This window comes from Acinetobacter sp. 797_lipA, from assembly GCF_058243025.1.
Genome location: NZ_JBZAYQ010000001.1, coordinates 1,773,193 through 1,797,696, shown reverse-complemented (window position 1 = coordinate 1,797,696; position 24,504 = coordinate 1,773,193). Strand labels below are relative to the sequence as shown.

Sequence of the window (24,504 nt, the reverse complement as noted above, 5' to 3'; positions counted from 1 at the left end):
AAGAATAAAATAGTTAAGAAACGATTCTGAACTCATGATCATGCACCAAAATTACTTGCGGACAATGCCAAGAACTTTTGCTACAACTACCGCAGCAATCGTTAAACCCAATGCCCAAAGAGCACCCGCTTTCATTGATTCGTCAGCACCCGCAGCAGTAGCAGCAGCAGTCACCTCAGTACCAGTAATTAACGCTTCTGCCATAGCTGGTTGAGTTACAGCCAAAGTTACAAGACCCAAGCCGATAGCAGTTTTAATACCTTTATTCATAAGATTTTCCTCTTATTTAATTACACGTAATGTCATGCGAAATGCAAAGACAGACAAAAATATACCTATCGCCCACTTTAAAAGCTCATTACGAGCTTCATCAGTAAGCTCAGGCAGAACAGGACTGTAAACAGCCCACTGAACACACGCTTGCGTAGCTGTATCTACAATTTCACAGACGTATGCCATTTTTTAAAATCCTTAAGCCTTAGGGGCTGTTTTTTCAGGGATGAGATCAATCAAGATGGTGCGTGTGTCTTTACCATTGGAGACGATCTGCATGACTGCTTCGGCTTTAAATGGATATTCAAGCTTTTCGATGCGGTCATAGTTGTCAGAGCTACCCCAGCCATATTCAGAAGTGACTGAACCCGAAGCTCGTTCCCCTGCTTTGATTTCAGTTTCGATATAAACCTTGGTGTTATCGTAAGGACGACCGTTATAGTCACCTTTAGATGGACGAGCACCACGTACAATTACATTTGATTTAAGAAGCATGGATAAATTCCTTATAAGCAGACATGTTCACCAGTGGTTTACCGACAAAAAGCGGCATCTCTTCCAATGATGTTGGTTTAGTTTCAAAGTGTTGATTTAAACGAATTGACTGCATGACAGCAGCGTGTGAAAACTTGAGACGTTTTGGGACTTCATCTTTATCGGATGAAATCATGTTGATTAATTCTTGAGGTTCGACCACTTTGGCAAATTGACGGATGTATTTTCCGAATTGAACCTTAAGAAAGTCGATTGCTTTATCCCAACTGATTTCAGATTGTTTTTTAACAACTTTTGTTTTTTCAGGGGTGCAAAAATCTTTTTCTAATTGCTTGGCAAGCCACTCAAAGCAAGGATAAGCACCTAGAAAGTACTGAGACGGTGAAAGTAAAATATCAAGCGGGATATAACGGTCTTTAGACTTAAATTCGACTTCAGCACGTACCCAAGGGCTTAAAGGACTACCCTCCTTTTTTCCACGTTCATAAAAACGTGCATATTTTCCACTGGTACGATCACCAACAGCAAAAGTACGGCCTTTACCGTTTGGACGTTTCCAAGGGCCAATCTTTTCTATTTTAGGTTGACGGCCACCACACCAAAATCCGCCTACATCATCCCATTCATCGGCCTGATCTACAGTGATGTATTGACCCTCAAAGTCATCATAGGCAAGGTCGACGCGGGTTAATTTAGGTTCACGTGGGCCAGTTTCTTTTAAGAAACCTGTTTGAGGATCATAAAATTTTTGGTAAGACGTGAGGTATTGATATAAACGGACTTGCCAACCCTTGCGAGCTAAAGCACACCCAGTACCATTGATTTGTATTGAAATACGACGAGAGCTATGACCGTATAAAACCATGCCCATTTTGTCTTGTAATTCGTATGCAAACTTGTAGTTATGCATACCGTTTTGACGTTTTTCACCAAGACCGAAGCCGAATATTTCATGCAAATGATGATCTAAAAACGTTTCTATTCCATAGGTTAGCTCTGAATCAGCAGTCATCGGATCAAGTGAATAATATTCTTGGCCTAAAGTTGACTGACAAAATCCAAAAGTAATCCAATCGTGCGAAGCAATCCCATATTCATCACATGGTACAGAATGTAGAACTGGAACATTTCCTTTCTCCGTGAGAACCATTTTGCAATTGTCTAGGCGACGAGGGAAGGTGAATTCATCATATTGGAGACGAGGATCCAATGTCGTAACCCCCATATTATAAATGGGGGTAGAAAAATCAGTCAGGCGACTAGATTCTGCTGAGAAGAATTGTGCAGATTTAGGGCTTTCCACCGTGTTTTTACGGGTTTGGGTTGTTTTTTGATCAGCTTTTTTAGTCATGATTAAAACTCACCAGAACAATTATGAAATTCAAGATCGGAAAAATAAGAAACTAAAGAACCACAATGAGGACAAGAAACAGATGCATGAGATTCAGACTCAAAACCAAATATCTGATCAAGTAAATCAGAATCTTGATCTTGAGAAGATGGAGTTAAAGCAATTTGAACAACAGTAGAATTCTTCATTTCATCCCTCACACTTAGACATATGAAATGGCAAATACTGGTGATGAAATCTTGAGAAGCACTTCGGGCACTCAACATCAACAGATCCTAGAACGATGCTTAAAATTCTCATTAGCAATCCCCCATTTCTTCTTTTAATTCAGCGTTTGTTTTTTTGTATAAATCTGCATGAACATCAATCAGCGAATAGTCATAAGCCATTTCTGACGCAACAAATGCTAAGTGCTCCAAGCACTGCTCTGTGGAGAAAGCAGGTACAAAGTTATCTAATGCACATTGGCCATGTTGAGAAACAAGCTCTGCCACCCTGTTAAATGCTGCTTGGGTGAAGTCTTGTGGACCATTAAAAGTGATTGATTTCATATTTATGATTTATCACAGATGATATTTGTTTGTTTTATAACACTTGATTTGTGATATTGCAACATATCGTAAAATATAAATCAGATATGATGTCGAAATTTTGGAGAAGACAATGGCTATAACTATTCGCTTGAGAGACGAAGAAGAAGAGATGATTAAGGATGTAACACTGGAAATGATGTTCGAGAAAAAACTAAGAATCAAAGAATCTGATGTTATACATACCCTAATCAGAAAGCATCTAAAGGACATAAAAACTGAGGATGTTATGAAGTACCGAGCGGAAATACTTAAAAAAGACGATTGATTATTTACGTTGATCCAGATTATTAGACAGATATCAGGGGAGTTATATCCCCTATTTTTTTAATGGGGAAAATGATGATTGCTATATTCTGTTTAATTTTAGGTTTAATTATTGGTTATCTCTGGAGAGATTCAAAACAAGAAAAATCAAAAGAAATCCAACAAAAAACAAGAAATGTGTACCTAAACTACAATGAAAGGCAGCGTGAAAAAATCCGCTATCACAATGATGCGGACAGAATCAGACAACTAAATTTACTTTCGCCAAACGAAAGTAAATTCATGAGATTGCTTCAACACCAATTTGAAGACCATAAACTTATTGTAAAAGACAGACGTTTTTATATAGCAGATCGGGACAACTACCCTATTGCTATATTTGAATATCGAGATGGAACAAAAAAGTTAAAAGTAGAAGATACCGAAGAAGGAACACCAGTGTTTCTATACAAAGCAATTTTATCAAGCGAAGCAATTTTAGAAGATAAAGCAAAGCTCAGAGCCGAATGTCGCATAACGTAATTTTATGTTAAATTGAGTACATGATACGTTAAGTTCATAGATCTCTATGCTTAACCTAAAATCAATCACTTATATAAAATAATATTTCACATTGAGTTCACTTATGTTTATATTTTATTTACTTCATAAAGTTCTTGGTAGTTAGAATGTTTGTCGTAAAAACAATTAAAATTTCAAAAAATTATTCAAATCAAAATCACATAGTTCTACTGTTTGATACTTCAGCTACAGTACCTTGTCTCTATCCTTTACTCTATTCTACAACTGTCCTGCGATTTCAAAGTATTGCCACACAACAATCAGACATGTTGGCACTTAAGTTTTGGTATGAATTTTGGTATCAGAAATATTCAACTTTGTTCTGTGAATCATTTTTTTCCTCCAAATATGAACCTGAGATTTTTTTGAATGAAATCGATAACTTTATTGTTTTCTTAGAAAATAATAAAAAATTAGAAACAAATTTGATTCGACTTCGATCAAATATTGAGACTAACTATATGACCATTACACAGCGTTTGCGGTCAGTGTTTAAGTACTTCGGGTATCTTTTAGATGGATACTGGAACATACGCTATCAAGATATTAAAATCAAAGAGCTAACAAATCGTAGGAAAAAGATAGATTTGTTCTTAATGAACAAAAAAAAGATTTTTAGTAAATTTTCTAAACGTAGTTTAACTGTAAAAAGTAATATTAATCATAATTTTAAAAGTTTAACCAATGAAATGGTGGTTATGCTTTATAAAATTATTCGTCCAGATCAGGCGGCTAATATTAATAAAGACAATCCATTCTCAACAAAATCACATCAACTTCGAAACTTTCTGATTGTGCATCTTATGATGAACTACGGTTTGCGGGTGGGTGAATTAATGCTACTCACAAAAAGATCGATAAAAAAATCAATCAATTCTGATTCATATAGTCTCATAGTAACCAATACGGATGATGAACATGATTCCAGACAGAGAAAGCCTAGCATAAAAAATGAGCAATCTTACAGGGTTATAAAACTAGATAGCATGGATTATAAGTTTTTGATGTTGTATATGGAAAAGATAAGGAATCTTAATGATTCAGATATCTTGTTTACATCACTGAAACCGCCCTACTCCCCGCTGAGCTATTCGTCTATTAATGCGATTTTTAAGGTGATAGAGCAAGTTTTTAGGACCTTACATCCTATATATTTTGATGATATAAATATAGAATCGATTCAAAAGTTTACCCCTCATGTATGTCGTCATACATGGGCTTATATCACTTTGGCTTTTGCTATAAAAAAGTATCGAAACGAAAGTGCATCTCCGCTAACTCAAAGCAATGATGAAATTATGCAAAAAGCACAAGAAAATCTACGTGTCTTAGGTGGTTGGAGTGCTAACAGCATAATGCCAAGCTACTATGCAAAACGATTTATTGTCGATAGTGCCAATCTTATAAATTTGCAGCGTATATCGCAAGAATTATGGGAATTATAAAAAATGAAGCAATTTGAACTTTTTGATGATTTTCATGAGCAGCATTTCATATCAATCTTTAATGATCACCAGACGATTGCTCTTCAAGGTATGAGTAAAAAAATACCAAAAATTGTTAGATTTTTAAATACAGATAAATTTGATGATAATTTTATCAATTCAGCAAATACTATTTGGAAATTTTATTATTCAGGCCATACCGAGAATATTGATTTTTCTAAACTTTCTGAAAATGAAACTACTTTACTTAAATTTTTTCTGATTTCATTTATTCAAAAAAATACGCCATCCCATTTGAGTATAAAGTTTCATACTTTTAATTTTCTAATAAATCATCTAAAAAATAATGAATTAGAATTTAGTTACGCAAACTTAAAAAAATTATTGATAGAAATTGCACCTCTAGAAAATCATCAAAATACTTATGCACATATAAAATTTTTATTGAAACTACTAATTTTAGAAGATTTTCCCAACTTTGATATAGAAGATGATTATGAACTGGAGTTTATTCCTAGACCTAAATCTTTTAATTCAAATTTATTCTATCAAGAATATGAAGATTCTATTGATTACCCACTTATTTCAATGATTCAACAAGGTTTTATCAAATTAAACCAAGTAATTAAAGATGATTTTAAACACATTGATAAACAAACACTACTTTACTCATCAATACTTGGTTTGGTGTATGTAACTGGGCTTAGACCTGTCCAATTAGCTAAGCTAGCTGTTGAAGATATAAAAATAGATACCACACGTACGATAGATCAATTCCATCGTTATAGCATATTAATCCCATATGCTAAACAAGCTAGATATGTACATGAAAAGATAGCAATTAAATTACCAGAAGAAGTTGCTAAAATCATCATTACTTATATCGAAAGATATAACTTAAATCTAAAAGATAAGTTATTTGATTTAGGAGAAAATTCTGCATGCTTTTGCTCAAAAGTGATTAATACACAATTATTTGATTTTGCTCCTAAAGCCTACAGAGAAGCTGTACTTGCAGGTGACATGATAAAACAAAAATATTCTTTTTCTGATTTTAGGCATCATGTCGGCTATAGTTTGGCAATGGCAGGATCTTCTGCTGAGGAAATTGCATATATCTTAGGTCATTCTTCAGTGGTAACAGCTAGGCATTATATTTTCTCTACACCAGAGCTAGCTCAAATTAGAGCTCAAGCACTTGGAAATAATTCCTTGTACAAACAAATGATAGCTATGCTTCTCACTGGAAGGTTGATTTATAAGAAAGATTGGCATGGAAAAAAAGTATTAGGAAATATTGGTAGTAAAATTCATTATGATATAGGTGGGTGTTCATATGAAGACAAATGTCTATTTCAACCTGTTCGCAATTGTTATGGTTGTATGTATTTCCATCCCTTTATAGATGCTAATCACAGGAATGTGCTAGAAAGTATCCAAAATGAAATTAATGATTTGATCAAACTGTCAGATGGTATAGGTATTTCCAGAAATCCACTTATTCGAGTCCATGAGTCCACTAAATTTGAAATTGAATCCGTAATTGCTCGTTGTGAAACACACAAGGGTGATATTTATGAATTTTGAAAAATATAATGCTTTTATTGATGAACAGAAGATTTTCTTTAAAGAAAATATTAAACCAAATTTCAAATGGGAATGGACTGATCCTGAATGGGCTGGAGGGGTTATTGGTTCAGGATGGTTGCTTTCACGTAGTGGAAAAACACGTTTTTCATTTCAGGCAACGAGAAGAATGAAAGGAATAAATGACATTCCTATAAACATAAAGTATCAAGAATTTATTAAAGCTGTAATGGTTCTTAGTTATAGAAAGGCTAATTCAAAAACTTCTCCGCAAAAATTATATGCAGAGGTGCTTATTATTAAGCGTTGGTTTAGTGAATTATTTAGAACGAATCCCGAGAATACTCATCCCTGCTTCTTATCAACATTAACTTTAGAAAATTCTTTTAAAATACTAGCTGAAAACTCAAATAAAGCTAACCTTCCTGACCATGCTGGAACATATCTTAGATTACAGCAAATGCTAAATCATTATGGTTTTACTGAACAACCATTAGAATTTTCTCAAAAATATTTATACATAAATTCTATAAATAGAACACCGAATGCAAAAAAAACAAAAGCTTTGATAGATCAGTTAGAGCTTGATGAAGATGATCTTAATAAAGAAAAGCTGATTTCTATTCAGACATTTATTAATATTGTTTCGCTAAAAATATGATCTGATGTCTCCAAGCGTAGTTAATCAAGCACAGAAAACTGATTCCCCAATAGATGCTATTAAGCAAGATGGTTTATTGTTCTTTTCAGAACAGTTAGATCTAGAAAATAATTTAAAGATGAATTTACAGACTTTTGACTCAAAAATTGAAGTATCTAATTATTTAAAGGACTCATTTTTTGATGAGTATTTTCAAGATATTGCTGAATCATTTAATGAATTGATTAAAGAAGATCAAACATTAGCTAACTCATTAGTTCAACGGCATGCCTGTTTACATCCCTTACCTTTTGGCGGCTGTATGCGTGAGGTTGCTGTGCATGATTGTCCTAAACGTCTTGCCTGTCAATCTGGCGATCAATGTGGAAACTTTGCTCTAACTGGCCGAAAAGGTGAATTAGAAGTTCTGCAACACACTTTGAATAATTTGTTGGTTGAGTTTGAATATATAGAACAAATCGTAGCTCATGATTCTACATATACTGAAATGCTTGCACAGTTCCGTCAAAAAATTCATTATTTAAGGGATTTAAAAGAAAAAGCACTTGATAGGCAAAATAAATTAATACCTATTCCTGTTTTTCCTTATGGAGATACGATCACTAAATTACCAACAACATTAAGTGAACTATTTGCCATAGAGCAACAAAAAATTGAGTCTAAGGAATCCTGAAATGTTACGTGGTAAACAATTAGATGAAGTAATAGAGCAAGAATTGCAAATGATGTTAGTTGAGGGTTTTGAGAAATCGCCTATTTCGCACAAAGCTCTACATAACCGCTTAACTTTTAAGAGGTATATATCTGGCGGATTAAGTACCTTAAGTTCTGTTGAAAGGAAGAAACTCATCAGCTTATATTTATCAGAACAAATTTCGCCATTAAACTTAAAAGCAAAAGAACAGCAACTTTATGTGAATAAAAAGACAAGACAGGCTCTTTCCGATACTAATAAAAATCTACGTACACAAATTGAAGACTTAGAGTCTCAGCTTCATCAGAATACGGAAACACTTATAGATATCATTGAAGAAGTAAAACTAAGGACTAATTTGAAGATTGATCATCTATTGGCCCCCTACCTACTCAAAAAGTATCTATCAAGGGAGTAGTATTTTGGGGTTAACATTTAGCATTTTAGATATTTGATAGAGTTTTCAACAGTAATATTGACTTCTCCACTTTCAATTCGCCATAAATAGCTACGGTCAATTGCAGTTAATAGTGTTAACTGTTCTTGGCTGATGTAAGCTTCCAGTGAAGCCCGCTTGAACTCTAGCAGGCTCTCAGTTATGCGGCTGTGAATCACGCAATTTATAACTTGTAGTGGCTTTGTTGCACAAACCTAGCTTAGAAGGTTTTTTCAGCATTATAATTTCAAAATGAATAAACCTACGCCTAAAACCTATCGTACAACTAACTGGTCTTCCTATAATCGTGCCCTCATTAACCGAGGTAATATTTCCATTTGGTTTGATCCAAACACTCAATGGTATGCACAACCACAAGGCAAGCAAGGTCGAAATCAAACTTACTCTGCCCTGCTATTCAATGCTGTTTAATGATCAAATCTTTATTCAGACTTTCTTTACGCATGGTCACAGGTTTTGTTCAAAGTCTAATTAAACTGTGTGGATTAAATTGGACTGCGCCAGATTACAGTACGCTTTGTCGAAGACAAAAACATATTGATATTGCAATTAGCTATCAAAAAAGTAGTGATGGATTACATCTACTCGTAGACTCAACTGGCTTAAAGTTTCTAGGTGAAGGTGAATGGAAACGTAAGAAACATGGACCTGAATATCGTCGCCAATGGCGTAAGCTTCATATTGGGATCGATGCTGAAACCCTTCAAATACGTGCAGTACAACTCACAACAAATAATGTGAGTGATTCGCAAGTACTCGGTGATTTACTTGCTCAAATTCCTTTAGATGAACAAATTGATTCAGTCTATACCGATGGTGCTTATGATACGAAGCACTGTAGACAAGTCATTTTAGATCGAGATGCACATGCAGTCATTCCGCCAAGAAAAAATGCAAAACCATGGAAAGATCAGAAATTGAGATCTTTAGAGAGGAATGAATTGTTAAAAACAGTGAAACGTTTAGGAAGAACGCTTTGGAAAAAATGGTCTGGTTATCACCGTCGAAGTTTGGTTGAAACCAAGATGCATTGCATCAAATTATTAGGCGATAAATTAACGGCAAGGAGTTTTTCTAGTCAGGTAAATGATATCCATGCACGCATAGCTGTATTGAATAAATTTGCAGAATTAGGTCGGCCTCATACCCAAGTTGTCACTTGAGTTCTATTCAAATGAGCAGAGTACTGTCTTTTAAATCTTTGTGCAACAAAGCCACTTGTAGTTCTCCCTCATTAGAATGATTCAAGTTGATCTTTTTCAATATCATTGAAAATATTCACTATAAAACTATTCTTATTTTCTAATTCCTTTAACTCTTTAGATATAACATTCTCATATTTGTCGAAAAAACATTGTAGATCTGGGTTTTTAGTAATGATATTTTCAATGAAAACTTTCTCGATTTTACGTCTTTCGAGTGCATTTTCCAAACTCTTTTGTTCCTCAATTAATGCTTCTTTGACTTTCTTTACTTTTTCAACATTTCGATAGGATTTTAAATAAGAGGATTCGCTGTATCTAAAAATATTACGGTTATCCTCATCTCTCACTGTTAAAAGAAAATTGCATTTTACTAGTATATTTAATCCTCTATAAATACTTTGCTTTTCAGAGAGTTTAACAAATTGTCTATCATTAAAAATAGCCTTTATAAAGTCATTCGCTCGCCATTCGATGATTTCATAATTCAGTAAAATGTGAAAAAAATCACTGTAAAAAGGTAGAGTATATTTTGACATGTATAAGCACAATTAAAGCAAAAGAGAGTTGATGACCTTAGTTTTGAACTGTATATAGATTCATAACTAATTGGTAGAGGATCAAAAATAAGCACTTGAGATCAACGCAGATCTGGCAAGCTTGTTCAAAAGTTACCATCGAGCAATGCAATGTAGACTACTTGATTTCACAATACTAAGGAATCCTTAGTAATAACTCAAGTTGAAACTAAGAAAATCTTAGTTTTAAGGTGGGTGCTTATGTATAATGTCAACACATAATTTAAATGTTTTTGCCTTACGATTACGTATAGCGCGCAAAGCAAAAAAACTTTCACAAGAGCGCTTGGGGATCTTGGCTGGAATTGATGAATCTTCTGCTAGTGCGCGTATGAATCAGTATGAACGTGGAAAACATGTTCCTGATTTTTTAATGGCTTCCAAAATTGCAGAAATTTTAGATTTACCAACAGCATATTTTTATGTAGAAAACGATTTATCGGCAGAAATAATACAAGTTAGTCATGCTTTAAGTAATGAGCAGAAGTTAGAAGTTCTACGATTTATTAAAGACTTACAAAAGTTTTGAATCTTATATCTTTCTTCTTGAATAAGATGAGTATAGTTCATGATGCAACTCTGACTTCGGTCTGGCGGAGGCAAAATGCTAGCTCATCTTGCCTCCTTCCTAATTGCTTAACTTGAACCGTAATACCATCAACTATTGGTACATGATTTTTAGAGAAGCAATCTACGATTATCAGTTTGGATTGCTACCAAGCTGGGCGAAAGAGTTGAAGTTCAGCAGTCATACCTATAACGCTCGTACAGAAACAGTTGGTGATAAACCTAGTTTTCGACATGCATGGAAGTACAGCAAGTTTTGTCTGGTGCCAGTTCAAGAGTTCTATGAACCGAAATACATCAATGGCAAGCCACACTGTTATACCATCAAGTGCAAAGATAATCAGCCTTTTACAGTTGCTGGTATCTATGATGACGCTGTGATAAATGGGAATAAAGTACGCTCATTTTCAATGTTAACCATTAATTCAGACCATCACCCTTTCATGAACCAATTCCACGCACCTAAGAATGAAAAACGATCAATCATCGTCATTCCAGAGCAATATAGAAAAGATTGGCTAACTGCAGATCATGAGCATGCGCATGAATATTTCTTTCACATGTCTGATGAATTCGTCACTTTTCCACGCGATGAGCAGAAACAAAACGACTTATTTTGACGTCTCCTTGTTTATCCACAACTTTTAAATTTGAATTTTAATCTCTGTTAGTAATATCATATTTAGACAAATTCTACTTCCAAACACGCCACTGTAGCGTAGGAGTATCACATGTCTAAGAAGTTGCCCATCTACTTCTCTGATGACGCATGGTCATCTTTGCAAGAGCTCATGGGTCCAGAGGGTAAGCCAAGCCCTACCATCAATACAGTTCTAGAACAAATCGCTGTTCAAAATGAACTTGTTGAGAAATTAGGGTTAACCGCAGTACTACCCAAATCCAAAGTCTCAATTCCAGTCTCTTTAGAGCGCATTCCTGCTGGTCCTGCATTTAGTATCAAGGATGAACAAGATAAAGCACTCGATCTGAATGAATTCCTTATTCATAACCCTATTTCTACATTTATCGCTTACGTAGACAGTGAATCGATGCTTGATGCAGGTTTTGAGATTAATGATCCGATCATTGTTGATCGCAGTATAGAAGCAAAGCACTACGATATCGTAATTGCATTAATTGATAATAGTTCTTCGACAATTAAGCGGTTAATGATTACAAGCAAGATGTCTAAGTCTGAAATCAAAGAGATTTTCGGAGATGAAGACTACCCTCTTCCAGACCTTTGGTTAAAAGCTGAGAATCCTAGATACAATCACATCATTCCCAACGACAGTCAGACAATATCTATTTGGGGTGTAGTGACTTTTAATTTAAAACGTATTCATCACCGTTCATAAAAAGAAGAATAAAAATGAAAAGTGAAAATGAGATATTTGCGTTAGTTGACGTGAATAATTGCTACGTCTCGTGTGAACGTGTGTTTAACCCTGCCCTAAATGATTGCCCAACCATTGTGCTCAGCAACAACGATGGCTGTGCCGTGGCAAGAAGCCAAGAAGCAAAAGACTTAGGTATAAAGATGGGGGTTCCTGTATTTCAGATTCAGGATTTGATCAAACAACATAACATTCAGGTTCTCTCGAGTAATTTCTCTCTGTATGGTGAAATGTCCAGACGCTTTATGGAGCTTCTCGGGAGTTATGTTGCACCTGGAGAGCAAGAAGTCTATTCAATTGACGAATGCTTCCTAAAGCTCACAGCGTATGAGCACTTATTTGACCTGACAGAATATGCGCAAGATATGAGAATTAAAACATTCCAATGGTTAGGCCTACCCTGCTGTATTGGAATCGGTCGCTCTAAAACTGAAGCCAAGATTGCCAATCATTTAGCCAAGAAGAACAAGTATTTTGGTGGCGTGTGTAATTTAGTTCATATGGACCAGTGCTCTGCTGAGACTTTACTGGCGCAAGTCGATGTATCTGATGTTTGGGGAGTCGGCAGGCAGAACTGCAAGAAACTCAATGCTATGGGCATCCAGTCTGTTCTAGATCTGATTAACGCCAATCCTAAAGAAATTAAAAAGCAATTCAGCATCGTCATGGAAAAGACAGTACTTGAGTTACAGGGTTTGTCTTGTATCGACCTGACTGATGATGCAGTAGCCAAAAAGCAGATTATCAGCAGCCGTTCATATGGCAGCCCTGTGTATGAAGTGGATGATCTAAAGGCTTCGGTGCGACTCTATGTAGCCAGAGCAGTAAAGCGAATGCGTGATGATGGCTCAATATGCAAGATGATTGGGGTTTATATTCAAACCAGTCGATTTGATAAGACTGAGCGTTACACCCCATACACCGTAGTTCAGATGCATGAGTATACAGACGACTGGTTACTTATCACCAAGGCTGCAATGAAAGGTATCGATCAGATATTTAAGAAGGGTTTTAAGTATAAAAAGGCAGGAATCGTACTTTTAGAAATTAAGGATAAATCCAAATTTGTGCCTGATCTATTCACGGACTATTCGCATAAGCAAGAGCGCGAACAACTTTCAGATGTTATTGAAGCCATCAGTGAACGGTTTGGGAAGAATCTCGTTACGCTAGGCATTGCCAACAATCAAGAAGCCTCATGGCACATGAATCAAAACCTTAGATCACCATCGTATTTAACAAAATGGTCTGACTTACCTAGAGTAGGATAAAAACATGCACTTATTTAAATTAACTGACGAACAAATTACTCAACTCCTAATCCCGAAACGATTTGTACCACCTACTCCGCAAGAATATGAAGGCAAGAACATGGTTTATGTTTTTGATAGTGATGATAAGTTTGAACTGACTTATTATGAGCTGGTGGATATCATTAGCAAAGCGAGAATGGCTGGACCGAAGTTGATACCTGTACTTGGTGCTGTGAATTAAGTAATTTCAATGTGCTCATGTGTGAGGCATTTGTTTTTTAATAATTAATATTAGAGGTGGATTTAGAGATCGCTAAATTGAAACGATCTCTATGAATCACACAATTCAAGGATAAACTGATACTTTACTCGGGCAAGCTTGCAAAGTACCTTGCGGCCTTTTTTTAAGATTTCTCGTTCCTCTTCAGTCTGTTTAAGCTGACTTTTAAGGTGAAGGATTTTTTTCTTTGCTTCGATTAGTTCATGTTCATCAGGGGGTGTTGCGTAAAGGCTGTACGACCTTTAGCCATTTATAAATATTGTGCTCAGATACACCTAAACGTTCTGCTACATCAGTGACAGAATATCCACGTTCTGTAATCAATTTAATAGCTTCATCTTTAAATTCTGGGCTGTATCGTTGTCGACTCATAATGTTCTCTCCTATGCAAAAAGAATAGATGATATTTGTCTAGGAGAGTGGTGGCAGTCCAAGAATAGGCGAAATTTGTCTTTCTTTGGGTACCATCGATTAAAACTCTTCGCTCTAGACCATAAAAATAAGGCTATTTGCATTTTAAGGTGGGATTTTTTTAAATCTCGCCTTATTTTTTAACTTACCAAACTCTAATTTTTGCAATCTAAGGTTGAACTACTTGAACTAATCAATTTTAAAATTTGCATTATAAGGTTGAAAGTGAATTTAGCTTTTTAACAATTCTTTAAGTTGACTCAAATATTCATTTGCTTTTTGTTGAGCATTTTCTTCTGATGAATTCAAATCGGATTGTATCTTAATGATGCTTTGCTCAAACTGGTTCAATTCCAAATCACTCAATCGTTGTTCATCTTTGTACATATCTATAGTTGCTCGACACAAATTAATGAAGTGTTCTGTTGTTTTGTGCTGATAATTACAACAAGCATGAATGATATTTTTGAGTCGTCTGTGGCGTAGCTCAATATTGATTGGTTTATAAGTTGGATGGCTTGCGCTAAAAAATAGTGCCTTATCTATGGCATCACCGCTATACCAACCTTTATCCAAATTTTCTTGTGCTGCTTGAATATAAATTTCTGCTACTCGCTTCCTGTCAGCCAAAATGTATTTCTCAATTTCAGCTTGGTCAGTTAAAAGCTCAATTGGTTCAAACTGAACTTTAGTGCCGTATCTGTTTTGGGTAGATTGATCATTTACTCGCAGAAAAATGGTTGCACCTATTTCTATATCTGATAGTACGGTATTTTTGACAAGTTGGGCTTGATAATTTTTTACACTACCGATCAGTTCAGCTTGAATATACTTTGTTCCAATTTTTAAGATACGAAACTGTCCAAATGCTGTCATTTTTTCTTGCTTATTTGGCATCTCACACCAAGCCTAATGATTATCCTGTGATAAATTTTAACATTAAGTCTTTATTATGAAATAAAAAAGTAGTCAGATTTGAATTTTTTAAATATTGCATTTCAAGGTTGGAAAATTTACGTTTATTGCATAATATTTAACTATTGCAAAATAAGGTTGAAAATAAAATGGCATCTGCACCAAACAATACTAAATCGACACTGGCAAGTTTTATTTGGAACAATGCGAATGATCTTTGGGGGGATTTTCCGCATACAGAGTTCGGTAAAATCATTTTGCCCTTTACGGTATTAAGACGTTTGGAATGTGTACTTGGACCAACTAAAGATGCTGTTCTCAATACTTATGCGCAATTTAAAGAGGCTTTGTTGCACAAAGATTTGAAATGCAAAGCGCCCCTAATTGAGCCAAATTTAAGGCGTAACTTGGGTAAGTGGTCGACCTAATTCCGTAAATCTGTTAAGGACTGCTACACGTGCATGGATCTCATTCACTTGGCTATCAAAACTCCTTGCACTGAGTTTATCTCCTAATAATTTGATGCAATGCATCTTAGTTTCAACCAAACTTCGCCGATGATAGCCTGACCATTTTTTCCATAGTGTCCTGCCTAAACGTTTAATTGTTCGAAGTAATTCATTTCGCTCTAGCGAGCTACTCTTTGTATCTTTCCATGGTTTCGCATTTTTTCTAGGTGGAATCACCGCATGCCCTTGCCGATCTGCAATGACCTGACGGCATTGCTTGGTGTCATAAGCTCCATCGGTATAAACAGAGTTAATCTGCTCATCTTGTGGAATCTGATTAAGTAAATCACCAAGCACCTGTGAATCACTGACATTATTGGTTGTAAGCTGAACTGCTCGTATTTGTAGGGTTTTAGCATCTATACCAATATGAAGTTTACGCCATTGGCGACGATATTCAGGTCCATGTTTCTTGCGTTTCCATTCGCCCTCACCTAGAAACTTCATGCCTGTAGAGTCCATGAGTAGATGCAGCCCATCGCTACTTTTTTGGTAGCTGATTACAATATCAATATGCTTTTGTCTTCTACAAAGCGTGGTGTAATCTGGAGCTATCCAATTTAATCCGCAAAGTTTAATCAGACTTTGCACAAAGCCAGTGACCATACGTAAAGACAGACGGAATAAGGATTTAATCATTAAGCAGCATTGGATGGCTGCGTCGGAGTAGGTTTGATTTCGCCCTTGTTTGCCTTTTGATGGCGCATACCATTGCGTAGCAGGATCAAACCAAAGGGCAATATTTCCGCGACTCATGAGTGCTCGGTTATATGCGGGCCAATTGGTTGTGCGGTAGATTTTGTGTGTAGGCTTCTTCATTTGAAAATTATATCGCTGAGGCTTTGTTGCACAAAGATTTGAAATGCAAAGCGCCCCTAATTGAGCTAAATTTAAGGCGTAACTTGGGTAAGTGGTCGACCTAATTCCGTAAATCTGTTAAGGACTGCTACACGTGCATGGATTTCATTCACTTGGCTATCAAAACTCCTTGCGCTGAGTTTATCTCCTAATAATTTGATGCAATGCATCTTAGTTTCAACCAAACTTCGCCGATGATAGCCTGACCATTTTTTCCATAGTGTCCTGCCTAAACGTTTAATTGTTCGAAGTAATTCATTTCGCTCTAGCGAGCTACTCTTTGTATCTTTCCATGGTTTCGCATTTTTTCTAGGTGGAATCACCGCATGCGCTTGCCGATCTGCAATGACCTGACGGCATTGCTTGGTGTCATAAGCTCCATCGGTATAAACAGAGTTAATCTGCTCATCTTGTGGAATCTGATTAAGTAAATCACCAAGCACCTGTGAATCACTGACATTATTGGTTGTAAGCTGAACTGCTCGTATTTGTAGGGTTTTAGCATCTATACCAATATGAAGTTTACGCCATTGGCGACGATATTCAGGTCCATGTTTCTTGCGTTTCCATTCGCCCTCACCTAGAAACTTCATGCCTGTAGAGTCCATGAGTAGATGCAGCCCATCGCTACTTTTTTGGTAGCTGATTACAATATCAATATGCTTTTGTCTTCTACAAAGCGTGGTGTAATCTGGAGCTATCCAATTTAATCCGCAAAGTTTAATCAGACTTTGCACAAAGCCAGTGACCATACGTAAAGACAGACGGAATAAGGATTTAATCATTAAGCAGCATTGGATGGCTGCGTCAGAGTAGGTTTGATTTCGCCCTTGTTTGCCTTTTGATGGCGCATACCATTGCGTAGCAGGATCAAACCAAATGGCAATATTTCCGCGACTCATGAGTGCTCGGTTATATGCGGGCCAATTGGTTGTGCGGTAGATTTTGTGTGTAGGCTTCTTCATTTGAAAATTATATCGCTGAAAAACCCTTTACAGATAGGTTTGTGCAACAAAGCCTATCGCTGAAAAAGCCTTTACAGATAGGTTTGTGCAACAAAGCCGCTCAACATCTATAAATCCTAGAAATCTGGATAAATATTTTCTTAATATTTTTCCTACTATAGGAAATCATTTATTCGTATTTGAAGTATAAAAATTTATTAGTAATATATTCTACAAATATGTTGAGTATACTACATGTCTATTTCTTTACTCATAACATCTCTGCCTACACAGAACACAAGCACTCGGATGAGAGTCTGGCGATCTTTGAAAGCAAGTGGTGCCGCGACCCTTAGAGATGGGGTCTACATACTCCCTATTAATCATAGTGAGAAGTTTACCTCTATTGCTAATGATGTTGTTTCTGAACAAGGAACTGCTTATATGTTTTACGCAGAGCCACCTTTAAATCTTGAACTCGCACCTATTTTCAGTCGAAAAGAAGAGTACGAAACCCTCTATAAACAACTCACGGAAATAAGAGATCGTCAAACTAAAGATGATAAGAAAGAACTACTCAAACAGATTCGTAAATTAAGAAAAAGCATCGATGCACTTGTAGACATTGACTATTATCCAGATGAGACTCAAGTACAAGTTCTTAATGAACTTTCCTTATTGGAACTCACTATTGCACGTCTCGGTGAAGTCAATGAACCTAAAGCTATACAAGCTCATATTCAACATCTGGATAAAGGTAATTATCAAAACAGAATTTGGGCAACACGTAAAAGACCTTGGATTGATCGTCTAGCCTCTGCATGGCTAATCAAAACTTTTATAGATACCTCACCAACATTCATTTGGTTAGAAACCCCAACTGATTGCCCCGAAGATGCATTTGGATTCGATTTTGATGATGCAACTTTCAGTCATGTCAATCATTGGGTGACCTTCGAAGTTCTTTTACATAGTTTTGATCTAGAAACACCCGCATTAAAGAAAATCGCTGAAATTGTTCATTACCTTGATGTAGGAGGAATTGAGCCTCCAGAAGCGATCGGTATTGAAAAAGTTATTCAAGGAATTCGAAGTCAGATAAGTGACGATGACCAATTATTTGCATTATCGAATTACATTTTCGATGGCTTATATGCCAACCTATCAAGAGAATAATCATGGAACAAGAACTTGTTATACAACCAGAACAAGAGATACAGTCAGTTTCATTTTGGCAAGCATTCCTATTCTGGCTTAAATTGGGGTTCATTAGTTTTGGGGGGCCCGCAGGTCAAATTGCGGTCATGCACCAAGAACTGGTTGAACAAAAGCGGTGGATTTCAGAGAAGCGATTTTTGCATGCACTGAACTATTGTATGCTCTTACCGGGTCCTGAAGCACAACAATTAGCAACTTATATCGGTTGGTTAATGCATAGAACCGTCGGTGGTTTAGTTGCAGGGATTCTTTTTGTACTACCCTCACTATTTATTTTAATTGGTCTTTCATGGGTTTATGTAAAATTTGGTGATGTACCCATTATTGCAGGGCTCTTTTACGGTATTAAACCTGCTGTTGTTGCCATTGTTTTTCATGCAACACATCGAATCGGCAGTCGATCACTTAAAAATAAATTTTTATGGCTGATTGCAGCCCTTTCATTTATTGCTATATTTTTCTTCAACTTACCCTTTCCTTTAATTGTGCTCTCTGCCGCAATCATTGGTTATCTAACCAGTAAAAAATATCCAAGCCTATTTTCTAGTGGAAACGCACACCAGCAGAGTAAAAAAGATTATGGTCGTGCTTTAATTGATGATGATACTCCTACACCTGAACATGCGATCTTTAGCTGGAAACGATTGGGCAGTATTCTGCTAATTGGTGGTCTACTGTGGTTTATTCCAATCCTGAGCCTAAGCTTAACGCTGGGGTGGGATCATACTTACGTAAGCGTCCGCTGAACCCCACTTTTTCTAACTCATTAATACCGCGATAGTGTCCACTAAATTTAAGTGGACACCTATTTATGGATTTAAAGACAGTTATAGACAGTACAGCAACGCTAAAAAAGCCCCGTCGAACCTTCACGGCTGAATTTAAACATCAACTTATTCAGCAATGCCAGCAGCCAGATACATCGGTGGCTAAGGTAGCAATGCAACATCAGGTCAATGCGAATCTGTTGCATAAATGGATTCGTCAGTCCAGATCAATGCCCTCTGCATTAACACCCCCCTCCATTCCACAGACTGACTTTCTTCCGGTCATTCTTCACCCGACTCCAGTCAAACAAGAAGCGCCTCCGCCATCTGTGCCGGAGAAGAAAGCTGTCGCTCATATCAGAATTCCACTGCATCAGAAACAATGTTCCGCAAGAGATCAGGTGATCGAAATCGAATGGCCAGTGGAGTCTGCAACTGAATTACTGTTACTCATCCAAGGTTTGACTCAATGATCCATATAAATGAAATCTGGCTCTCTACCCAGCCGATGGATATGCGTGCGGGTATGGATACTGCCATGGCTCAGGTGGTGAGAGCCTTTGGTTACATCAAACCGCATTGCGCTTACCTGTTCTGTAATAAACGTGGCCATCGCATGAAAGTGCTGGTGCATGATGGATTGGGCATCTGGCTGTGTGCCCGGCGGCTGGAACAGGGGAAATTTCACTGGGCGCAGGTTCATCAGGGTGAAACCGTAGCCCTCAGTCCGGAACAGTTACAGGCATTGATCCAGGGTTTGCCCTGGCAGCGCATTGGACGACAGCAGGTGGTGACTATGCTCTAAACCAAGCTCGTGCATTCTGCTATTCTCCAAACGTTCTATTTCCTCTGCATCATGACCTCAGGCATACTGCGGTCATGAATACGCTGCCTGATTTAAGCCAACTGACCTATGAGCAACTGCTGGAATTTACCAGACAGTTGGCGATTCAGCATCAGTCTCTAGCGCAATCAAATCAACAATTAGATACCAAGATTCAACATCTAGAAGTATCAAATCAACAATTAGATGCCAAAGTTCAACATCTTGAAGTAACCAACCAACATCTTTCCATTCTCACGCAAAAATACGAGCATGAGCTCGCACTATTTAAACAGCACAAATTCGGCAGTAAAAACGAACATCTAACAGCAAAACAAATCCATCTGTGGGATGAAGCGGTTGAAGAAGATATCGCAGCAGTCGATTTGGAACTGGAACGGCTGAATGCAGATAAAATCGATGCAGCGACACAGAAAGCTCTCGTCAACAAACCTAAACGTCGACCGCTCCCAGATCATCTACTCACTCTCCGTATTGAGCATGAACCTGCATCAACCCAATGTGCTTGTGGATGCCAACTGCGTCGTATCGGTGAAGATGTCAGTGAAAAACTGAATTTTAGACCGGCACAGTTCTATAAGGAACAGCATGTACGTGGTAAATGGGTCTGTGATCAGTGCGACACCCTGACTCAGCAAGCGATGCCTGCTTATGTGATTGATAAAGGCATTGCCAGTCCTGAACTGCTTAGCCATGTGCTGGTGTCCAAGTATGCCGATCATTTACCGCTGTACCGTCAACGTCAAATCTTTCTACGCGCAGGTATTGATCTGTCCAGATCCACATTATCTGACTGGATTGGTCGCTGCGGGGTGGAACTTGAACCCTTGACGGATGTCTTAAAACAGGTGGTGCTGCAGCAGCGGGTGATCCATGCAGATGAAACGCCGGTCACCACCATGCAGCTTGGTGATGATGAAAAAAAACCGAAAAAAGGTTATGTCTGGGCCTATGCCACGACACAGTACAATCCGGTTCAGGCGGTGATCTATGACTTTCAGCCGAGCCGTTCAGGTCAGCATGCTGAAGCCTTCCTGAAAGGCTGGCAGGGTCATTTGGTCTGTGATGATTATAGTGGTTATAAAGCCCGCTTTAGATCAGGCGATGTCATTGAGGTGGGCTGCATGGCACATGCACGTCGTAAATTCCATGAACTGCATGTGACCGGGAAAAGTCAGATCGCTGAACAGGCATTAGTGCTGATTCAGAAACTGTATGCCATAGAAGCAGAACTCAGGAAAAAGACGGATGGTACAACGCAACAACGCTGCGAATACCGGCAACAGCATAGTCAACCGGTGATGCAACAACTGTATGAATGGTTAAACCAACATTATCTGACGGTGCCATCGAGTTCTCCAACCGCCAAGGCAATCAATTACAGTCTGAAGCGTTGGCAAGCCTTAAGCCGCTATCTGGATGATGGCAATCTGCCCATTGACAATAATTGGGCTGAGAACTCAATGCGCCCCTGGGCCTTGGGACGAAAGAACTGGCTGTTTGCTGGCTCGCTGCGCAGCGGCCAACGAGCTGCCAATATCATGACTTTAATCCAGTCAGCAAAACTGAATGGCTTGGATCCGTATGCCTATTTAAGTAATGTGCTGAAAAGGTTGCCGACACATAAAGTGAGCCAAATAGAAGAATTGCTGCCGCACCGCTGGAAACCCGACCAAAATTAAAAAATAGCTATGGGGTTCAGCGCACGCTTACATACTTACACCCAAATGGCTTGGTTCTTTACGAAAGCAGCCCTGCTCACCTTTGGTGGTGCCTATGCAGTATTGCCTTATGTTTATCAGGGTGCTGTAAGCTATTACGGTTGGTTAAGTCCGACTCAAATGATAGATGGCTTAGCTCTAGGTGAAAGCACGCCCGGCCCTTTAATTATGGTGGTCGCATTTGTTGGCTTTTTAGGAGCATTCAATCAAGCACTCTTAGGCTCAGATCATTTATTCTTGGCGGGCACCATTGGAGCAAGCATAGTCACTTGGTTTACTTTCCTGTTTTCCTTTGTTTTTATTTTAGCTGGTGCACCAATTATCGAATCAACACATAATGAGCTCAAATTTACAGCTCCGTTAACGGCTATTACAGCCGCAGTTGTTGGTGTGATTCTTAACCTTGCCCTATTTTTTGCTTATCATGTACTTTGGCCAACAGGATTTAACGGCTCTTTCGATATTGTTGCTGCGTTAATTGCACTTGTAGCTTTGGTTGGCTTATTTCATTTCCAGCTCAAAGTGATGTACGTCCTTGCAGCTTCTGCATTAATTGGTTTAATTTGCTTTAACTTTCTTTCTATGTAATTTAAACAGTCGAAGTATAAGCTTCGACTGTTTTTTATATCTTTATATTTCTATTTGACTACCGATCTCTACCACACGATTCGATGGAATCTGGTAAAAATCACTGATAGGACTAGTATTCTTATGCATACTCGAAAATATTTGTTCTCTCCATTTATCTAAGAGCTTATTCTGTTTAGAAATAATTCGTTCACGTGAAACGAAGAAGCTGATTTCCATTAGATTAAACTCAATATGATAAGCATCAAAAACAGCTTCAAGCTCTATAGGTAAATTGGGTTGTTCTTTAAAACCATAATTCAATTTAATCCGAAAGAAGTCTAGCTCTAACTGTTCAACAAGAAACCTATCATCCTTAGAAACATACGGTATATCTTGGACATCAACTGTAACCAATACATTTCGTTCATGCAGAATTTTATTGTGCTTTAAATTATGCAAAAGTGCATGGGGAACAACATTTGGTGTACCCGTGAGGAAGACGGCAGTTCCAGTAACTTTATTAACCGAATCATCTACATGTTGAATGAACATATCTAAAGGTAGTGTATCGCTCTGAAGTTTTGTCTGAAGCTCCCCCCTACCTCTCTTCCAGATCATCATTAATGTGAAAACAATAAGGGCAACCACTACAGGCATCCACCCACCAATAAAGAATTTTAATAGGTTTGAACTTAAGAGTACCAAATCAATTACAACGAATGGAACAATAAATAGAATAAGTTTCCAAGTCTTCCATTTCCAATAACTATAAGCTAAAAAACCAACCAGAAGAGTGTCACAGAACATAGTCACAGTAACAGCTAGACCATAGGCTCCTGCTAAATTGCTACTACTTTTAAACAATAGAACAACTGCAATAATAGAAATAAATAAAAGCCAATTTAAAAAAGGAATATAAATTTGGCCCATTTCTGATTCAGAAGTATGCTGTATCGTTAAACGAGGTAAATACCCTAACTGGATTGCTTGTTTTGCCATTGAAAATACACCACTGATTAATGCTTGTGATGCGATAACCGCGGCAGCAGTAGCAAGTACAATCATTGGATAGAGTAACAATGACGGAACTAATAAATAAAATGGATTAGAAATAGCAGTAGGATCTCGAAGTAATAGAGCACCTTGTCCTGCATAATTCAGAATTAAACAAGGCAGTACGATAAGGAACCAACCGAACCGAATTGGTGCAACACCAAAATGTCCCATGTCAGCATAAAGGGCCTCACCGCCTGTCACGGTCAATACCACAGCCCCCATCACAAAAAAAGAAATTAGCGGGTTAGTGAGGATAAAAGAAATTCCCCAATGCGGGCTCAAAAAGGCCAAAATTGAAGGGCTTTGAATAATACTCATCCCCCCTAATCCACCGATGGCTAAAAACCACAATAAAGTGATAGGACCGAAAAACTTCCCCATTATAGCCGTGCCATGCCTTTGTACTAAAAACAAAGCTGTTAAAATTCCGATACTGATAGGGACAATGTATTTTGCAAGTGTAGGTGTAGCAATAGACAAACCCTCAACCGCAGATAACACTGACATTGCAGGGGTGATGATTCCATCCCCAAAAAATAAAGATGCTCCAATAAATCCTAAAGTAGTAATAATTATTTTTGTTCTATTCGAGAGCCCCTTTTGACGAAGATTCAAAGCTAACAATGCCATGATTCCCCCCTCACCATTATTATCGGCTCGCATGATCACCATGACATATTTAAGCGAGACAATCAGGGTAATAGTCCAAAATATTAAAGAGAGAATTCCCAAAATATTAATTTCATTGATAGGCATACCATGTGTTGCATGGAAGCTTTCTTTTAACGCATAAAGTGGGCTCGTACCAATATCTCCAAAAACCACACCTAATGCAGCTAACGTTAATATGGGGACACCAGCCTTTTCGGCTACCTGATTTTGCATATAGTAAAATCACATGATAAAAATTGTATCGATACTAGCACTACAATAACAACATTTACTCTTTAGACTAAAAAACCATAATTTCCTCACTTATTATTGTTTTTACAATTAATTGTAAAATAAAGGAAAATTCAACTAATTATTACTT

The 24,504-nt window shown here is 37.4% G+C and carries 27 protein-coding genes and 5 pseudogenes; 20 read left to right on the top strand and 12 right to left on the bottom strand.

Annotated elements, in window-relative coordinates:
- Positions 1–51 precede the first annotated feature (51 nt).
- The 6 genes from AC4CU2_RS08675 to AC4CU2_RS08650 form a co-directional block, all read right to left on the bottom strand.
- Complete coding sequence (locus AC4CU2_RS08675; RefSeq protein WP_490768656.1) at positions 52–270, bottom strand: hypothetical protein; 219 nt, start codon at positions 268–270, stop codon at positions 52–54.
- A gap of 12 nt (positions 271–282) precedes the next feature.
- Positions 283–459, bottom strand: a complete 177-nt coding sequence (locus tag AC4CU2_RS08670; RefSeq protein ID WP_490768655.1) for a hypothetical protein — start codon at positions 457–459, stop codon at positions 283–285.
- Positions 460–471: 12 nt separating this feature from the next.
- Positions 472–768, bottom strand: coding sequence for a hypothetical protein (locus tag AC4CU2_RS08665; RefSeq protein ID WP_490768654.1), 297 nt, complete (start codon positions 766–768; stop codon positions 472–474).
- On the bottom strand, positions 758–2,119 hold the full coding sequence (locus AC4CU2_RS08660) for a replication initiation factor domain-containing protein (protein ID WP_490768653.1): 1,362 nt from the start codon (positions 2,117–2,119) through the stop codon (positions 758–760). The genes AC4CU2_RS08665 and AC4CU2_RS08660 overlap by 11 nt, the downstream gene beginning before the upstream one ends.
- Positions 2,120–2,121: 2 nt before the next feature.
- Positions 2,122–2,307, bottom strand: a complete 186-nt coding sequence (locus tag AC4CU2_RS08655; RefSeq protein WP_490768652.1) for a hypothetical protein — start codon at positions 2,305–2,307, stop codon at positions 2,122–2,124.
- Positions 2,308–2,418: 111 nt separating this feature from the next.
- Positions 2,419–2,670, bottom strand: coding sequence for a hypothetical protein (locus tag AC4CU2_RS08650; protein WP_490768651.1), 252 nt, complete (start codon positions 2,668–2,670; stop codon positions 2,419–2,421).
- A gap of 112 nt (positions 2,671–2,782) precedes the next feature.
- On the opposite strand from AC4CU2_RS08650, the gene AC4CU2_RS08645 reads away from it, so the two are divergent.
- The 8 genes and pseudogenes from AC4CU2_RS08645 (at position 2,783) to AC4CU2_RS08610 (ending at position 9,544) form a co-directional block, all read left to right on the top strand.
- Positions 2,783–2,977 carry a hypothetical protein gene (locus tag AC4CU2_RS08645; RefSeq protein ID WP_490768650.1) on the top strand — a complete coding sequence of 65 codons (195 nt, stop codon included), beginning with the start codon at positions 2,783–2,785 and terminating at the stop codon, positions 2,975–2,977.
- A 71-nt stretch (positions 2,978–3,048) separates the two neighbouring features.
- Positions 3,049–3,498 carry a hypothetical protein gene (locus tag AC4CU2_RS08640; RefSeq protein WP_490768649.1) on the top strand — a complete coding sequence of 150 codons (450 nt, stop codon included), beginning with the start codon at positions 3,049–3,051 and terminating at the stop codon, positions 3,496–3,498.
- 146 nt (positions 3,499–3,644) lie between these two features.
- A complete protein-coding gene (locus AC4CU2_RS08635) occupies positions 3,645–4,982 on the top strand; it encodes a site-specific integrase (RefSeq protein WP_004693122.1) in 1,338 nt (445 codons plus the stop codon).
- A 3-nt stretch (positions 4,983–4,985) separates the two neighbouring features.
- A complete protein-coding gene (locus AC4CU2_RS08630; RefSeq protein WP_336000814.1) occupies positions 4,986–6,569 on the top strand; it encodes a site-specific integrase in 1,584 nt (527 codons plus the stop codon).
- Positions 6,559–7,230, top strand: a complete 672-nt coding sequence (locus tag AC4CU2_RS08625; protein ID WP_490768648.1) for a hypothetical protein — start codon at positions 6,559–6,561, stop codon at positions 7,228–7,230. Before AC4CU2_RS08630 ends, AC4CU2_RS08625 begins: the two co-directional genes overlap by 11 nt.
- A 4-nt stretch (positions 7,231–7,234) precedes the next feature.
- On the top strand, positions 7,235–7,903 hold the full coding sequence (locus AC4CU2_RS08620; RefSeq protein WP_490768647.1) for a hypothetical protein: 669 nt from the start codon (positions 7,235–7,237) through the stop codon (positions 7,901–7,903).
- A gap of 1 nt (position 7,904) precedes the next feature.
- Positions 7,905–8,342, top strand: coding sequence for a hypothetical protein (locus AC4CU2_RS08615; RefSeq protein WP_004692100.1), 438 nt, complete (start codon positions 7,905–7,907; stop codon positions 8,340–8,342).
- 270 nt (positions 8,343–8,612) lie between these two features.
- Positions 8,613–9,544: pseudogene (locus tag AC4CU2_RS08610) on the top strand (IS5 family transposase).
- A 71-nt stretch (positions 9,545–9,615) separates the two neighbouring features.
- Here AC4CU2_RS08610 and AC4CU2_RS08605 read toward each other — a convergent pair.
- The gene (locus tag AC4CU2_RS08605; RefSeq protein ID WP_004692097.1) at positions 9,616–10,122 is read right to left on the bottom strand and encodes a hypothetical protein; all 507 of its coding nucleotides are present in this window, start codon (positions 10,120–10,122) and stop codon (positions 9,616–9,618) included.
- A gap of 247 nt (positions 10,123–10,369) precedes the next feature.
- Here AC4CU2_RS08605 and AC4CU2_RS08600 point away from each other — a divergent pair, with 247 nt between their 5' ends.
- From AC4CU2_RS08600 to AC4CU2_RS08580, 5 genes and pseudogenes are all read left to right on the top strand, one after another.
- Entirely contained in the window at positions 10,370–10,690 is a 321-nt protein-coding gene (locus AC4CU2_RS08600; RefSeq protein ID WP_004692095.1) for a helix-turn-helix domain-containing protein, read from the top strand.
- Positions 10,691–10,793: 103 nt separating this feature from the next.
- A pseudogene (locus AC4CU2_RS08595) lies at positions 10,794–11,348 on the top strand (SOS response-associated peptidase family protein); the annotation flags it as partial.
- Positions 11,349–11,459: 111 nt separating this feature from the next.
- A complete protein-coding gene (locus AC4CU2_RS08590) occupies positions 11,460–12,086 on the top strand; it encodes a LexA family protein (protein ID WP_236770677.1) in 627 nt (208 codons plus the stop codon).
- A gap of 14 nt (positions 12,087–12,100) precedes the next feature.
- The gene (locus tag AC4CU2_RS08585) at positions 12,101–13,396 is read left to right on the top strand and encodes a Y-family DNA polymerase (RefSeq protein WP_490768646.1); all 1,296 of its coding nucleotides are present in this window, start codon (positions 12,101–12,103) and stop codon (positions 13,394–13,396) included.
- Between the two features lie 4 nt (positions 13,397–13,400).
- Positions 13,401–13,619: a hypothetical protein gene (locus AC4CU2_RS08580; RefSeq protein ID WP_005399443.1), complete on the top strand. Its 219-nt coding sequence runs from the start codon at positions 13,401–13,403 to the stop codon at positions 13,617–13,619.
- A gap of 269 nt (positions 13,620–13,888) precedes the next feature.
- On the opposite strand, the pseudogene AC4CU2_RS08575 reads toward AC4CU2_RS08580, so the two are convergent.
- Together AC4CU2_RS08575 and AC4CU2_RS08570 are read right to left on the bottom strand one after the other, a co-directional pair.
- A pseudogene (locus AC4CU2_RS08575) lies at positions 13,889–14,030 on the bottom strand (transposase); the annotation flags it as partial.
- Positions 14,031–14,300: 270 nt separating this feature from the next.
- The gene (locus AC4CU2_RS08570; protein WP_005399445.1) at positions 14,301–14,966 is read right to left on the bottom strand and encodes a hypothetical protein; all 666 of its coding nucleotides are present in this window, start codon (positions 14,964–14,966) and stop codon (positions 14,301–14,303) included.
- Between the two features lie 167 nt (positions 14,967–15,133).
- On the opposite strand from AC4CU2_RS08570, the gene AC4CU2_RS08565 reads away from it, so the two are divergent.
- Positions 15,134–15,412 (top strand): type I restriction-modification system subunit M N-terminal domain-containing protein, encoded by a 279-nt coding sequence (locus AC4CU2_RS08565; RefSeq protein WP_171333650.1) that lies wholly within the window; start codon positions 15,134–15,136, stop codon positions 15,410–15,412.
- Here AC4CU2_RS08565 and AC4CU2_RS08560 read toward each other — a convergent pair.
- Both AC4CU2_RS08560 and AC4CU2_RS08555 read right to left on the bottom strand, forming a co-directional pair.
- Complete coding sequence (locus AC4CU2_RS08560; protein ID WP_490768645.1) at positions 15,380–16,312, bottom strand: IS5-like element ISAba12 family transposase; 933 nt, start codon at positions 16,310–16,312, stop codon at positions 15,380–15,382. The genes AC4CU2_RS08565 and AC4CU2_RS08560 overlap by 33 nt on opposite strands.
- 71 nt (positions 16,313–16,383) lie before the next feature.
- Entirely contained in the window at positions 16,384–17,316 is a 933-nt protein-coding gene (locus AC4CU2_RS08555) for an IS5-like element ISAba12 family transposase (RefSeq protein WP_063454701.1), read from the bottom strand.
- 234 nt (positions 17,317–17,550) lie between these two features.
- On the opposite strand from AC4CU2_RS08555, the gene AC4CU2_RS08550 reads away from it, so the two are divergent.
- The 6 genes and pseudogenes from AC4CU2_RS08550 to AC4CU2_RS08525 form a co-directional block, all read left to right on the top strand.
- Positions 17,551–18,471 (top strand): chromate resistance protein ChrB domain-containing protein, encoded by a 921-nt coding sequence (locus AC4CU2_RS08550; protein WP_005399446.1) that lies wholly within the window; start codon positions 17,551–17,553, stop codon positions 18,469–18,471.
- A 2-nt stretch (positions 18,472–18,473) separates the two neighbouring features.
- A pseudogene (locus AC4CU2_RS08545) lies at positions 18,474–19,253 on the top strand (chromate transporter); the annotation flags it as partial.
- A 71-nt stretch (positions 19,254–19,324) separates the two neighbouring features.
- Positions 19,325–19,753, top strand: coding sequence for an IS66-like element accessory protein TnpA (tnpA, locus tag AC4CU2_RS08540; RefSeq protein WP_121775635.1), 429 nt, complete (start codon positions 19,325–19,327; stop codon positions 19,751–19,753).
- Positions 19,750–20,085 carry an IS66 family insertion sequence element accessory protein TnpB gene (tnpB, locus tag AC4CU2_RS08535; protein WP_121775636.1) on the top strand — a complete coding sequence of 112 codons (336 nt, stop codon included), beginning with the start codon at positions 19,750–19,752 and terminating at the stop codon, positions 20,083–20,085. The genes tnpA and tnpB overlap by 4 nt, the downstream gene beginning before the upstream one ends.
- Before the next feature lie 74 nt (positions 20,086–20,159).
- Positions 20,160–21,806, top strand: coding sequence for an IS66 family transposase (gene tnpC / locus AC4CU2_RS08530; RefSeq protein ID WP_121775637.1), 1,647 nt, complete (start codon positions 20,160–20,162; stop codon positions 21,804–21,806).
- A gap of 30 nt (positions 21,807–21,836) precedes the next feature.
- A pseudogene (locus AC4CU2_RS08525) lies at positions 21,837–22,433 on the top strand (chromate transporter); the annotation flags it as partial.
- 42 nt (positions 22,434–22,475) lie between these two features.
- On the opposite strand, the gene AC4CU2_RS08520 reads toward AC4CU2_RS08525, so the two are convergent.
- A complete protein-coding gene (locus tag AC4CU2_RS08520) occupies positions 22,476–24,356 on the bottom strand; it encodes a potassium transporter Kup (protein WP_058951986.1) in 1,881 nt (626 codons plus the stop codon).
- Between the last annotated feature and the right edge of the window lie 148 nt (positions 24,357–24,504).

Excerpts from the sequence above, each read along its gene's own strand:
- AC4CU2_RS08675 (WP_490768656.1), bottom strand. The coding sequence starts at position 270 with ATGAATAAAGGTATTAAAACTGCTATCGGCTTGGGTCTTGTAACTTTG.
- AC4CU2_RS08670 (WP_490768655.1), bottom strand. The coding sequence starts at position 459 with ATGGCATACGTCTGTGAAATTGTAGATACAGCTACGCAAGCGTGTGTT.
- AC4CU2_RS08665 (WP_490768654.1), bottom strand. The coding sequence starts at position 768 with ATGCTTCTTAAATCAAATGTAATTGTACGTGGTGCTCGTCCATCTAAA.
- AC4CU2_RS08660 (WP_490768653.1), bottom strand. The coding sequence starts at position 2,119 with ATGACTAAAAAAGCTGATCAAAAAACAACCCAAACCCGTAAAAACACG.
- AC4CU2_RS08655 (WP_490768652.1), bottom strand. The coding sequence starts at position 2,307 with ATGAAGAATTCTACTGTTGTTCAAATTGCTTTAACTCCATCTTCTCAA.
- AC4CU2_RS08650 (WP_490768651.1), bottom strand. The coding sequence starts at position 2,670 with ATGAAATCAATCACTTTTAATGGTCCACAAGACTTCACCCAAGCAGCA.
- AC4CU2_RS08645 (WP_490768650.1), top strand. The coding sequence starts at position 2,783 with ATGGCTATAACTATTCGCTTGAGAGACGAAGAAGAAGAGATGATTAAG.
- AC4CU2_RS08640 (WP_490768649.1), top strand. The coding sequence starts at position 3,049 with ATGATGATTGCTATATTCTGTTTAATTTTAGGTTTAATTATTGGTTAT.
- AC4CU2_RS08635 (WP_004693122.1), top strand. The coding sequence starts at position 3,645 with ATGTTTGTCGTAAAAACAATTAAAATTTCAAAAAATTATTCAAATCAA.
- AC4CU2_RS08630 (WP_336000814.1), top strand. The coding sequence starts at position 4,986 with ATGAAGCAATTTGAACTTTTTGATGATTTTCATGAGCAGCATTTCATA.
- AC4CU2_RS08625 (WP_490768648.1), top strand. The coding sequence starts at position 6,559 with ATGAATTTTGAAAAATATAATGCTTTTATTGATGAACAGAAGATTTTC.
- AC4CU2_RS08620 (WP_490768647.1), top strand. The coding sequence starts at position 7,235 with ATGTCTCCAAGCGTAGTTAATCAAGCACAGAAAACTGATTCCCCAATA.
- AC4CU2_RS08615 (WP_004692100.1), top strand. The coding sequence starts at position 7,905 with ATGTTACGTGGTAAACAATTAGATGAAGTAATAGAGCAAGAATTGCAA.
- AC4CU2_RS08605 (WP_004692097.1), bottom strand. The coding sequence starts at position 10,122 with ATGTCAAAATATACTCTACCTTTTTACAGTGATTTTTTTCACATTTTA.
- AC4CU2_RS08600 (WP_004692095.1), top strand. The coding sequence starts at position 10,370 with ATGTCAACACATAATTTAAATGTTTTTGCCTTACGATTACGTATAGCG.
- AC4CU2_RS08590 (WP_236770677.1), top strand. The coding sequence starts at position 11,460 with ATGTCTAAGAAGTTGCCCATCTACTTCTCTGATGACGCATGGTCATCT.
- AC4CU2_RS08585 (WP_490768646.1), top strand. The coding sequence starts at position 12,101 with ATGAAAAGTGAAAATGAGATATTTGCGTTAGTTGACGTGAATAATTGC.
- AC4CU2_RS08580 (WP_005399443.1), top strand. The coding sequence starts at position 13,401 with ATGCACTTATTTAAATTAACTGACGAACAAATTACTCAACTCCTAATC.
- AC4CU2_RS08570 (WP_005399445.1), bottom strand. The coding sequence starts at position 14,966 with ATGCCAAATAAGCAAGAAAAAATGACAGCATTTGGACAGTTTCGTATC.
- AC4CU2_RS08565 (WP_171333650.1), top strand. The coding sequence starts at position 15,134 with ATGGCATCTGCACCAAACAATACTAAATCGACACTGGCAAGTTTTATT.
- AC4CU2_RS08560 (WP_490768645.1), bottom strand. The coding sequence starts at position 16,312 with ATGAAGAAGCCTACACACAAAATCTACCGCACAACCAATTGGCCCGCA.
- AC4CU2_RS08555 (WP_063454701.1), bottom strand. The coding sequence starts at position 17,316 with ATGAAGAAGCCTACACACAAAATCTACCGCACAACCAATTGGCCCGCA.
- AC4CU2_RS08550 (WP_005399446.1), top strand. The coding sequence starts at position 17,551 with ATGTCTATTTCTTTACTCATAACATCTCTGCCTACACAGAACACAAGC.
- tnpA (WP_121775635.1), top strand. The coding sequence starts at position 19,325 with ATGGATTTAAAGACAGTTATAGACAGTACAGCAACGCTAAAAAAGCCC.
- tnpB (WP_121775636.1), top strand. The coding sequence starts at position 19,750 with ATGATCCATATAAATGAAATCTGGCTCTCTACCCAGCCGATGGATATG.
- tnpC (WP_121775637.1), top strand. The coding sequence starts at position 20,160 with ATGAATACGCTGCCTGATTTAAGCCAACTGACCTATGAGCAACTGCTG.
- AC4CU2_RS08520 (WP_058951986.1), bottom strand. The coding sequence starts at position 24,356 with ATGCAAAATCAGGTAGCCGAAAAGGCTGGTGTCCCCATATTAACGTTA.